Annotated in this window: 15 protein-coding genes; 3 read left to right on the top strand and 12 right to left on the bottom strand. The window is 29.7% G+C overall.

Features of this window, described 5'->3' with window-relative positions; all coding sequences use genetic code 11:
* Positions 1 to 328: 328 nt before the first annotated feature.
* Positions 329 to 667 (bottom strand): type II toxin-antitoxin system RelE family toxin, encoded by a 339-nt coding sequence (locus VW161_RS08075; protein ID WP_295606923.1) that lies wholly within the window; start codon positions 665 to 667, stop codon positions 329 to 331.
* 309 nt (positions 668 to 976) lie between these two features.
* Positions 977 to 1,993 carry a zinc-ribbon domain-containing protein gene (locus tag VW161_RS08070; RefSeq protein WP_325192899.1) on the bottom strand — a complete coding sequence of 339 codons (1,017 nt, stop codon included), beginning with the start codon at positions 1,991 to 1,993 and terminating at the stop codon, positions 977 to 979.
* A gap of 169 nt (positions 1,994 to 2,162) precedes the next feature.
* Here VW161_RS08070 and VW161_RS08065 point away from each other — a divergent pair, with 169 nt between their 5' ends.
* The gene (locus VW161_RS08065) at positions 2,163 to 3,038 is read left to right on the top strand and encodes an SseB family protein (RefSeq protein WP_304088757.1); all 876 of its coding nucleotides are present in this window, start codon (positions 2,163 to 2,165) and stop codon (positions 3,036 to 3,038) included.
* A 49-nt stretch (positions 3,039 to 3,087) separates the two neighbouring features.
* Here the strand turns inward: VW161_RS08065 and VW161_RS08060 are convergent, their stop codons facing one another.
* Both VW161_RS08060 and VW161_RS08055 read right to left on the bottom strand, forming a co-directional pair.
* Positions 3,088 to 3,363, bottom strand: a complete 276-nt coding sequence (locus VW161_RS08060) for a type II toxin-antitoxin system RelE family toxin (RefSeq protein WP_304088756.1) — start codon at positions 3,361 to 3,363, stop codon at positions 3,088 to 3,090.
* Positions 3,353 to 3,619: a hypothetical protein gene (locus tag VW161_RS08055; protein ID WP_304088754.1), complete on the bottom strand. Its 267-nt coding sequence runs from the start codon at positions 3,617 to 3,619 to the stop codon at positions 3,353 to 3,355. The genes VW161_RS08060 and VW161_RS08055 overlap by 11 nt, the downstream gene beginning before the upstream one ends.
* Before the next feature lie 384 nt (positions 3,620 to 4,003).
* Between VW161_RS08055 and VW161_RS08050 the strand changes: the two genes are divergently transcribed.
* Both VW161_RS08050 and VW161_RS08045 read left to right on the top strand, forming a co-directional pair.
* Positions 4,004 to 4,411: an SseB family protein gene (locus VW161_RS08050; protein ID WP_304088752.1), complete on the top strand. Its 408-nt coding sequence runs from the start codon at positions 4,004 to 4,006 to the stop codon at positions 4,409 to 4,411.
* 8 nt (positions 4,412 to 4,419) lie between these two features.
* A complete protein-coding gene (locus tag VW161_RS08045) occupies positions 4,420 to 4,917 on the top strand; it encodes an SseB family protein (protein WP_304088750.1) in 498 nt (165 codons plus the stop codon).
* Between the two features lie 95 nt (positions 4,918 to 5,012).
* Here the strand turns inward: VW161_RS08045 and VW161_RS08040 are convergent, their stop codons facing one another.
* The 8 genes from VW161_RS08040 to VW161_RS08005 all read right to left on the bottom strand — a co-directional run.
* On the bottom strand, positions 5,013 to 5,429 hold the full coding sequence (locus tag VW161_RS08040; RefSeq protein WP_304088747.1) for an NUDIX hydrolase: 417 nt from the start codon (positions 5,427 to 5,429) through the stop codon (positions 5,013 to 5,015).
* On the bottom strand, positions 5,426 to 5,608 hold the full coding sequence (locus VW161_RS08035) for a hypothetical protein (RefSeq protein WP_304103985.1): 183 nt from the start codon (positions 5,606 to 5,608) through the stop codon (positions 5,426 to 5,428). Before VW161_RS08035 ends, VW161_RS08040 begins: the two co-directional genes overlap by 4 nt.
* 140 nt (positions 5,609 to 5,748) lie before the next feature.
* Positions 5,749 to 6,294, bottom strand: coding sequence for a rubrerythrin (rbr, locus tag VW161_RS08030; RefSeq protein WP_296855473.1), 546 nt, complete (start codon positions 6,292 to 6,294; stop codon positions 5,749 to 5,751).
* Positions 6,295 to 6,483: 189 nt separating this feature from the next.
* Entirely contained in the window at positions 6,484 to 7,116 is a 633-nt protein-coding gene (locus tag VW161_RS08025) for a 5-formyltetrahydrofolate cyclo-ligase (RefSeq protein ID WP_304088740.1), read from the bottom strand.
* Positions 7,117 to 7,139: 23 nt separating this feature from the next.
* A complete protein-coding gene (locus VW161_RS08020) occupies positions 7,140 to 7,562 on the bottom strand; it encodes a hypothetical protein (RefSeq protein WP_304088739.1) in 423 nt (140 codons plus the stop codon).
* A gap of 102 nt (positions 7,563 to 7,664) precedes the next feature.
* The gene (locus VW161_RS08015) at positions 7,665 to 8,102 is read right to left on the bottom strand and encodes a hypothetical protein (RefSeq protein WP_304088736.1); all 438 of its coding nucleotides are present in this window, start codon (positions 8,100 to 8,102) and stop codon (positions 7,665 to 7,667) included.
* Between the two features lie 141 nt (positions 8,103 to 8,243).
* On the bottom strand, positions 8,244 to 9,044 hold the full coding sequence (locus VW161_RS08010) for a coiled-coil domain-containing protein (RefSeq protein WP_304088734.1): 801 nt from the start codon (positions 9,042 to 9,044) through the stop codon (positions 8,244 to 8,246).
* Between the two features lie 465 nt (positions 9,045 to 9,509).
* Positions 9,510 to 10,278 (bottom strand): hypothetical protein (locus tag VW161_RS08005; RefSeq protein WP_325192898.1); only part of this gene is annotated, 769 nt, incomplete at its 5' end.

Below are 10,278 nucleotides of genomic sequence, written 5' to 3'. Positions count from 1 at the left end.
TACTTTTTTTAATAAAATATCCTTATTTAATAAATTAAAAAAAATTTAAAATTTAATAATAATTAAATTTGTAATATAAAAACAAAAAGTTTATATATTAATTATTACAAACTATAACATACATCAAAAAACATATGTTAAAGGGGGAATTCTCAAAAACCATACACATCACCAAAAAATTTCCCTTTAATTAATTAACACTGCTTTTTTAAACTTTAATTTTAGGGTGCAAAATATTTTAAACTTTAATTTTAGGGTGCAAAATATTTCAAAAAAATTTTAAAAAAAGAAACAAAAACAAGAAAAGGGGAAGAAAAAAAGAAAAATATCATTGATGTTTCTTGTGAGAAAACTCAAGAAACTCAATCCTATTCTCTTTTTTGCAGAATGAATAATATAACCTGAATGAATCTGCAACATAAACTTCTTGCTGACCTTTACGGTTAGAAGACAAATGCTTGCCCACATCAGGATTTTGAAAGATTTGCTTAATCTTCTTCAATAATTGAGATAAAACGCTTTTATCCAATTTCTTTAGAGACTTGAAGAAATCTTTTCTATATATCCATTCCATTAATGATTCGCCTAAAATCTCTTGAAGCACAGCATTAAGCTGACTTTCATTTCTAATTTTATTAGGGCAAGATGCATAGATCTTGATAATCACCTAACAAACTAAAAAAGACTTTAAGTCTTCCTTCCTCCCAAAATATCGCTTAGGCAGTATATGCCTTTATCTAATTCAACCACTCTGTACTTTTTACTAGTTTTTGTGTTTAAAAAAGACATGATTTTCTCCGATATTTTCATGTGGTTTTAAAACCACAAATATACTCTATTTTTGACATATATAAAAAAGTTTCTAATATTAATTAATAAAAAAAGTATTTTAAAAAAAGAAAAAAAATAGAATAATTTCCACCATATGCTTAAAACTAGTTTAAAATTAATTATAGTGGAAAATTAATTAAAAAATTTAAATATATTCAGTAGATCCTTTAACTGTTCTAGCATCTAAACCTTCTTCTTGACAATATGGACATAGATTATCGGAACCTACTGCAACTCTACCGTGAGTTGTACAGTATCTGGTTTTAGTTGTACCATCACCTGCACCATAATCCTGTGCTTCCACATTTTCAGAATTTGAAGTGTCTGCAGTTCTTTCAGTCAAATCAGCTAGTTTTTTGAATTTGCTTATTTCACTTCCAGTTAAAAGACCATCACCATTTGCATCCGCTTCATCAAAGGTATTTTGAATAACTGTACTTGAAGCACCACTTAAATAAGAGCTAGCTTCAGAATAAGTCATTGAATCAGAACTGGAAGAACTAGGAATGTCCTTTTGATCAATACTTGAAATAATAGGTTCTAAATCTTCATTATAAGTAAATACTGAAATAAGGTCTTTGCCTGATGCGAAAAATACACAATCAGTTGTACTATTAGTAAATCTATATAATTTCTTTCCCCAAATTTCTTGATAAGTGAAATGAGCCCCACCTTCTAAAGTTTTATCATTATACCGCTCATCCAAAAGTTCTTTTGATAATCCTGGTGCATCTTCATAAACCCCAATAAAAATAACCTGATTGTCACCTTTTTTGAAACCTATTTTTTCACCAGCAGAAAGCCCAGTTGAATAATCATCAAGTGAAAATTCCTCATAACCTTCAGGAATATTAAAGGTATAACCCTCAAAATCATACTGATAATAATCTGAAGAAATTGATTCACTGTCTAAAGCGTTCGCTCCCAAAGAATTCCCCGAATTATCTGAATTTAAAGCCATAAAAGCTCCAGCAACAATTATTGCACAAATAATAACTGCAGCACCAATTATAAGATTCTTATTATTTTTTGGTTCTGATTTAGGGCTGAGTTGAGAAGAACTAACTTGAGAAGAACTACTCTCTAATTTCTCTCCACAATTTTTACAAAATTTAGAATTATCCCCATTTTCGCTATTGCAGCTTGGACAAATTTTAACCATTTTCTAAACCTCTTACTCAATTAATCCTGACTTATTTATAAGTCAAAAAAAAGTTTGTTAATATTTATTAATATAAGTTTTGAAAAAAAAACACAATTAAGAATATTTTATAAAACTATTTTAAATTTAAAATACAAAACATTAAACAGAAGTGTAAAAGGTGAATGCAATGAATGAAATCATAGACAACTATAATGTTAATGCAGAAATGGAAATAGACAACAGCGAACTGGAAGACATAATGCTAATAGAGCCTGGCATGATGACCATTGCAGATGAAGAGGAGTTCTTTAGATTACTCAAAGAGGCAAAGCTTTTCATCCCAATTCAAATGGAAAAGGAAGAGGTATTTGACATTGAAAACCAAAGCGTTATAGATGTTATAAAGCCTATACCTCCACTTGGGTTCAATTTCATTTCCCTTAACTTGAATGATGGGACAAGAGCGCTTGTAGCATTCACCAGAAAAGAAATCATGAAGGAAATCAAGCTTAAGAAAGACCATATCATAATGAATATGAGAGATCTTGCAAAGATCTTGTATGGATTTGGCGATACCTTCTCATCAATTATCATAAACCCTCAAACTGAGCATTCAATTATAGTCAACGCTTCTACACTTATAGACCTATTTAAGGAAAAGGCAAAAAATCCATTTATTGCTTCACTTGAACAAACATTAGCTACATTGAAGAGCAATTCCGTGGAACTTGATAAACATTACATGTTCTTTATCAGATCAGAATATGAATTCATGGAAAATGAGGCTGTAGATGGAATATTTACAGCAAAAATGCCACTGCGAGCATGCACAGATCCTAATTTCCAATCCAATCTTCCAATATTGCATAAGATAATGATGTATGAAGGCCAAAAAATATTGTACACTGGCAAAAGCGAGGAAGTTACTGATTTCAATGTATTGATTGCTCCTGGATGCGAGTTCCAAAAGTTCTATGATGAAGATGGAGACACCTCAATATGGAGATGCATAAAACAGCCATTCTATGATAATCTTGAAGAGGAAGATGATGGTGAAGAATGATTAGATGATTATCTAATTTGATTCATCAAATTTTTTACTTAATAAAACTTTAAAACAATCTATAATTATTTTTTCTGGGAATTATATCAATTATTTCAATGCTCTGATTTCTTTCGGATACATAAAAAATAATTCTATATTCCCCTACCTTTGCTCTTTGACATTTAGGGCATTTATTGCTTTTTAATTCTTTAAAATTTGGATGATGAGGATTCTTTAGAATTTCCATAATTTTCTTATTGATCCTCAATAATAACTTTTTATCATTCTTATGTTTATAAAGAAATTTTTCTGCTTTTTCATGTTCATATAATTTATAGCTCATTTTTTAACTCAAGTTCCAGTTTATTAATCCTTTCTTCCAAACTTTCTAGAGTTAATTCCTTAACGTTTTCTAAATTGCCATTTTCGAATTTTTCTATCTCTTCATTATAAAATTTCCCTTCTTCATCACTAAATTCCTCATGAGCGTAATAATACTCTATTAAAAAACTTATAACATCATTGAAAGTATCATTTTTTGAAGCTAATTTTGATAAGGAATTATGGTTGGCTTGAGAGATTTTAATAGTTTTATTCATCATAATACCACATTATATAGTATACTCAGTATACTATAAAAAACTTTCTAAAAAATCTAAAAGAATTGAAATGAATAATTAAATACACTTTAAATTTCAATTAAAAAATATATAGATGCTCATATATAAATTAAACTATTTTTAAAGCTTTAAATTACATTATGACATCAATATTGGCTTAAAATTAAAAAAATAATAAAAAAATAAAAAATTGATTTAAAAATAGAAAATTAATTGATGATGAAAAATATAAAGCTAAATTTAATCTTTATTTAAATTAGGAACTTGCTTAACTGGAAAACCTTTAGCATATAAATAAATATAATTGATTTCATAAATAAGATTGAATAAAACAAAATATTATTAAAATAATTACTGATTAAAATGACTAACTTAAACAATAAAAAACTTAAAAAACTATTGAAATCCAAGTCAAGAGTCAAGATAGAACAGAACCCTGATATGTTCTATAAGGAATTCTTAAAATCAGAAGTTTTTGTTCCAGTTATCGCAATAGAAAATGAGGAATCATTAAGCGATGGGGACACACTTGACTTGCAGATTGGCTTCTTTGATGAGGAAAACGGAGACCGCAACATATACCTGTTTACAGATACAAACGAATTGGAAAAGGCAGGATACCAAATCAAGTCAATAGCTGTAAACGTGATGGAATTATCACTCATATTGGCACAGTTTGACATTGATTTCCATTATATTGTAATAAATCCATACAGCGTTGATTCATATAAGATAGACTTTGATGAATTTTTAGAGAAAAATAACTTTTAGGGATTCTTATGAGCATACTCTATAATGATAAACTTGAAGAATTGATGAAGATACAATCAGAAATGAGCGAGGATGAAAATGAACACTTCCTAAATGAATTTAGAAAATCAGAACTGCTGGTTCCTCTTCAAATTGAGCTCGACTCACTTGACCTTGAAAACATGAATCTAGAGGGATTGAATGAGATAAATGAGGAAGTCAAGTTTCATCTAAAATCCTTTGTAGGGCCGAATGGAATCAAAGTCATCCCTATTTTTACAGATGAGGAAAACATTCATGATGTTCAATTGAACACAACTGTAGGATCATTGTTTATGAGAGACTTGTATAAGTCCATAGTTCCGATTCAAGACAGCTTTGATCAAATCATCATCAATCCAAGTGCAGAAAATGAATACAAGATAAGCATTGACGACTTCTTAAGTCTCTTTGATGAGGAAAGGGAATTCAAAGACATGATGAAAGAGATTGAAGAGGAAATGCTTGAAGATGAGAATATGGATTAATAGTAAAAAAAAAGTTAATATGTCCTCTAAAACAGAAAAAATAGCTGAAAAATTTAATATAAAATAATTAAAAAAACGATTGATTAAAATAACATTTACCTTAAGAAAGCATTGATTGCTGGAGGAGTTAATTCATTATTTTCAATCATATTTTTAATCTCTTCTTTTGTAAACCACCCATACATAGAATGTTCATCACTTATAACAATTTCATCAGTTTTTACACTGACTTTCATAATCAGTTGAATAGATTTTATGCTTTCTCCAGTTTTGCATGCAGTGTAATCCTTTTGAATGGCATTGTATAAATAATCTATTTCTATTTCAAGCCCTGTCTCTTCCAGATATTCTCTTTTTAAAGCATCATCAAAGAACTCATTCTTCTTAACCTTTCCTCCAGGAATTTCCCATTTGCCGGGATCATGAGCGGAAATGGACCTTAGCTTAAGGAGCAAGATCTTACCATCATACTCACAAATTCCTCTGACAGTCAATCCCCACATATCTCTCATAACAATACCCTAATAATACTCCATATATAAGAAAATGCATGCAATATAAAAAATAGAATAACAAATAAAACAGCAATGAAAACTAAAAATAAAGCCCCTTCTTTTGAAAATGGGCTAACTGGTGCACAAGTACCATTGGAACAATTATCCTCGATTTGACAATTATCATCTTTAGACACTTTCATCACCAAAAAATAGTTAAATAAATGTAAATAATTCTAAAATAATTACTGCTTTTAAATTGAAATTTTCAAAAATAGCTAAAAAATATAAAAAAATGCTATTAATGAAAAATCATTAATAGCGAAAATCAATCAACTTATTTGAAGTTGGTTGCTCTTTCTTCGAAGTAAGATTGAGGGTGTTTACATACTGGGCAAATTACAGGAGCATCGGTTCCTTTAATTATGTGACCACAGTTAATACATTTCCATTCAATTTCTTCTTCTTTTTTGAATACAGTTTCGCCTTCAACATTAGCGAGTAAAGCTCTGTATCTTTCTTCATGTTCTTTTTCGATGTTACCAACCATGGTGAATAAACCTGCGATTTCATCGAAACCTTCTTCTCTTGCGGTTTCTGCGAATTCTTTGTACATTGCAGTCCATTCTTCGTTTTCACCATCAGCTGCTGCATTTAAGTTAGCAATAGTGTCTGGAACTTCTCCATCGTGTAAAAGTTTGAACCAGATTTTTGCGTGTTCTTTTTCGTTTTTGGAAGTTTCCATAAAGATATCGTGGATTTGTACGTATCCTTCTTTTTTAGCTTTACTTGCGAAATATTGATATTTAGCATGAGCTTGAGATTCACCAGCAAAAGCTGCTGCTAAGTTAGCTTCGGTTTTAGTACCTTTTAAATCTGCCATTATAATCACCTAAATTTTTTTTAACGCATGTGTTAATTCTTAAAAAAATTAAGAATTGCAGTAGTATAAACTACTTAAGACTATTTTAGTTTTGAATGTTAATAAATATTTCTAAAATAGTTTATATATAATAAAAAATTGAGTGAAAAATAGAAAAAAATAGAAAATAAAAATATTTGAAAATTAAAATTAAATCTTAATAACTTCATCAGTGCTTACAATCATATTCAATCTTCTGTCATGACTTTCCATTGGAATATGATCAAGCAATTGAAATGGATGAATTGTGGTAACTAAAGGAGTGTCTTCATTAATGAGATTCTTATTGAAGAGATCTTCGATTTCCCTATCTCCATATCCCTTTCCTTTTCCAATTCTGTTTCCACATCTATCCACACCAACAGATCCTTCCACTACCATATCAATAGCCATATCAAATGAACTGTCTTCACCGAAATCAAAAAACTTTGAGCAATGATTGAATGCTCCCTCTTTTGTTGATGCTTCTCTTTCCTTTCCATTTAACTTGTTTCCTTCAAGATACAGATAGCCGTGTTCAAGGTTAGGGCTTGCCATAATGAGATTCTTGTTTTCCTTTAAAGCAAGATATCTAACTGGAATTTGAGCAGAATCTGGACTGCAAAAAATAGTTTTTGAATTCTTCCATTCATCAGTTCCAGCAAGCAATTCAGCTACAATATCAGATCCTTTAAAATCAGGAATCTTTCCATAATCCCCATTAGGTCTAAGAGACTGGCCTTCATTAAACAATTTATCATAAATTGATTTTCTAATGGATTCCTTTTCTTCCTTTAAAGACATAATATCATAAAAAATAAGAAATTTTAATAGAACTCTAAAGTTTTATACATCATCAAAAATCCTTCTTTATCAGGATTATCCTCTCCAAAGCCAAAGAAATTAAAGCTAAATGCATCCCTATCATTGATTGCGGATAAAGAATGAGTATTCAAAGGAGGTTCATGACTTGTATCCTTTGCTATAAGTTCATGGGTTTCCTTGTTTCCAATAATGGTTAGATGAGACTCCTCAACGATTAAGCTGTCTTCCCTTGGAATGTCTTCAATTGCATTCTTAAGGTATTCCATTGACAGTCCTTCCTGAGGATACTTGAACACCATAACTCTACTGAATTTGCTGTCACAGTCAAGTACAGCTATGCAATTTTCAATATCATCTGCTTCAAGCAATTTCCAATTATTTGGATACTTGAAGCTTAATTCATCGTTTTTAAATATATTGGACATTATGAGAAACTCCTTTAAAACAAAGATAAATGTAAAATAAAAATAAAATTAAAAAGTAAAATAAAAAAATAGAAAATAGAGAATAAAAAATGAATTATGAAACTATTCAAATTCAATGGAATCCATAATAGCTAAATAATCATTGTAAGCATATGGGAATTCCTTAAAGTGCATCAATTCAAAGACATACAAGTTTCCATCATTGAGCAATGCAGAAGTATTGTTTTCCAAAGTTTTTCCACCCTCTTCAGCATTTGTAATGATATTGTAAACCGGCAGGCCATTAAGGTTTAGAATTCTAGATTCAACAATGTTCCATCCTTGTGCTTCAAAACTTTCCTTAAAAGCTTCTTCAATTTGTGCAATAGCCTCAGCTTCACCTGCATCATTCTTATATACTGTAATTGTAGATGGATTGCCTTCTACAACTTTCACTAAAGCCTTGATACAATTTGGGCCAAGCATTTCTTTGTTTTGTTCTTTCCAATTACTTAAGTATTTAAATTTGATTCCTTCTTCATCAAATTGAACTTCATCCATAGAATCACCATTTTAATTGATACCAAATAAACTATATAAATATGATTAATGATTAACAATGATTAAAATTCTTGAAAAATCTTAGATTAAATAGACTAGGCAATAGAATAGGCAAATTAGAATTCACTATGATAAAGAAACTTATTCTCCACTTTCAAGCAAATATTCGTCAGGAATTAACTCTTCCAATTGAGTGTAAGCCTTGCTTGAAATAGCTGATTTATGAATTTCAGGTTCCTTGACAATTGTCAATCCCCTAATTCTTCTTATTATGCTGGTTTCACCTAATTCCTTATTTATCTCATTGATTGTAGCAGTCAATGTCTTGTTTACAACCTCATCAAGCATGTTCCTGTTTGTTCTTAGGATTATCTCCAAGATTTCCTTATGCTTATCTTCACGCTCTCTAAGTCTTGACAATTCTCCGGCATCAAAACTCATTTTAGTCTTTAAGACATTCATATCCTGCAATAGTTCAATTCTTTCTTCATTTGATTCATTTAAATCCTTATTCAATTGCTTGATTTCAGAATTTAAGTCATCAATATCCCCATTTAACTTTTTAACTTCATCAATGAGAGAATTTGATTCAGAATCGGACAAAACACTGCTGTTTATATAATTTGCTTTTTCAAGTTGAGACAATTTAGTGGTAAGCTCTAGATTAATGTTTTCCAATTCCTCAACTTTTGAGAAAAGAATCTTTTCTTTAGACTTTGCTTCCTTAAGATCGTATTCTAATTTTACAACAGCTTCATCATCTGGGACTACTTCCAAAGTGGACACTTCGATTTCAGAAGATGTCTTCAATTCTTCATATTCTTCAGGAGTCAAGATTACAAAATCTCCCTCTTCAAGATTATGTTTTTTCACATCTTCCTTACCGATTGTGAGACTTATATTACCTCTTGATTTATTAATTTTCCCAGTCTTGATAATCATATTTAATAATATGTTTTATGCCTTTATAAAGATTATTATTTAATTTAAAAATATTTTAGAAAAATTAAAGCGATTTTACAATAAAAATGAAAAAATAAACAAGAATTTGTTAAAAATAGCTAAAAACAAATAAATTAAAACAAAGTACATGAAGTGAACATGAAATCTCATGCAATAAATTCATGTAATGAAAATTAGTGAAAAGCACATGAAAAATTTATTAAAAAAAAATATTTAAAAATGGCTAAAAAATAATTAAAAAAAAATAATTTAAAAAATTAAAAGATTAGAAAGAAAAATAATAATTAGAAAATAAAAAAAAATAAAAAAATAAAAGATTAGAAAGAAAAATAATAATTAGAAAATAAAAAAAATAAAAAAATAATTTAAAAAATTAAAATATTAGAAAGAAAAATAATAATTAGAAAATAAAAAAAAATAAAAAATGAAAATTAAAGAATTAAATTAAAAATCAAATAAAAAGAAATCTGATTCATTGCTCATGCATTCATTGATCCAATTGATGAAGTTTCCACTAGCGGACCCTTTTCTTTCAGCTTGGCTGTGGCCTTGACCCCACACTTCATTGAACTTAACGCTATCCACATCACTAATCTGCATCAAAGCGAGAGCCAAATTGGTTTCAACGGTAAATGAAGTGTCTGTCTGATCAATTCCAGCATTTATTCTCCAGTATTTAGCAGAATGTGATGATCCCACTCCATCATAATAAGGGGAAACATAATACAATGGATTATACATATTGGAACGATTCTCAATTGTGTAATTGAATCTATCCAATTCTTTCAAGTCATTTGCATAGGATGTTGCCTTAGAGGAGTCATAATCAGAGAACTGAGAGTAATTTTCTGAATTTTCCTTTAGGGTATTTGCCATAATGCCATCAAAGTGCAATGACTCATGCTCCTCATTGCCGAATAACTCATTTTCAACTTGGTCTCTTCCTAAATCATCAAATGCACCAACATCTTTACTTGGAGATTTGCAATGTTTTACAAACGCTTCAATGCTTGTGACTTTTGCAGTATTTGTTGAACTGTTATAAATGATCCATTCCCCATCACCATTCAATGAATCGATATATTCTTGTGGAGTCCTGTAAGTTCCAGAACTTGATCCAGTACCCTCACTTGAAAGAGAGACTCCTTCAGGTAGAGGACCACTATCCCTGCTTCCAGAAGAACTTGGAGAATATGGGAAGCTGGTTTCATTC

It is taken from the genome of Methanobrevibacter ruminantium (assembly GCF_016294135.1).
Taxonomy (GTDB): Archaea; Methanobacteriota; Methanobacteria; order Methanobacteriales; family Methanobacteriaceae; genus Methanobrevibacter; species Methanobrevibacter ruminantium_A.
This window is presented reverse-complemented; position numbering and strand designations above follow the sequence as displayed.

What these genes read in the sequence shown, in the direction of transcription:
- VW161_RS08070 (WP_325192899.1), bottom strand. Translation starts at nt 1,993, where the DNA reads ATGGTTAAAATTTGTCCAAGCTGCAATAGCGAAAATGGGGATAATTCT.
- VW161_RS08065 (WP_304088757.1), top strand. Translation starts at nt 2,163, where the DNA reads ATGAATGAAATCATAGACAACTATAATGTTAATGCAGAAATGGAAATA.
- VW161_RS08060 (WP_304088756.1), bottom strand. Translation starts at nt 3,363, where the DNA reads ATGAGCTATAAATTATATGAACATGAAAAAGCAGAAAAATTTCTTTAT.
- VW161_RS08055 (WP_304088754.1), bottom strand. Translation starts at nt 3,619, where the DNA reads ATGAATAAAACTATTAAAATCTCTCAAGCCAACCATAATTCCTTATCA.
- VW161_RS08050 (WP_304088752.1), top strand. Translation starts at nt 4,004, where the DNA reads ATGACTAACTTAAACAATAAAAAACTTAAAAAACTATTGAAATCCAAG.
- VW161_RS08045 (WP_304088750.1), top strand. Translation starts at nt 4,420, where the DNA reads ATGAGCATACTCTATAATGATAAACTTGAAGAATTGATGAAGATACAA.
- VW161_RS08040 (WP_304088747.1), bottom strand. Translation starts at nt 5,429, where the DNA reads ATGAGAGATATGTGGGGATTGACTGTCAGAGGAATTTGTGAGTATGAT.
- rbr (WP_296855473.1), bottom strand. Translation starts at nt 6,294, where the DNA reads ATGGCAGATTTAAAAGGTACTAAAACCGAAGCTAACTTAGCAGCAGCT.
- VW161_RS08025 (WP_304088740.1), bottom strand. Translation starts at nt 7,116, where the DNA reads ATGTCTTTAAAGGAAGAAAAGGAATCCATTAGAAAATCAATTTATGAT.
- VW161_RS08020 (WP_304088739.1), bottom strand. Translation starts at nt 7,562, where the DNA reads ATGTCCAATATATTTAAAAACGATGAATTAAGCTTCAAGTATCCAAAT.
- VW161_RS08015 (WP_304088736.1), bottom strand. Translation starts at nt 8,102, where the DNA reads ATGGATGAAGTTCAATTTGATGAAGAAGGAATCAAATTTAAATACTTA.
- VW161_RS08010 (WP_304088734.1), bottom strand. Translation starts at nt 9,044, where the DNA reads ATGATTATCAAGACTGGGAAAATTAATAAATCAAGAGGTAATATAAGT.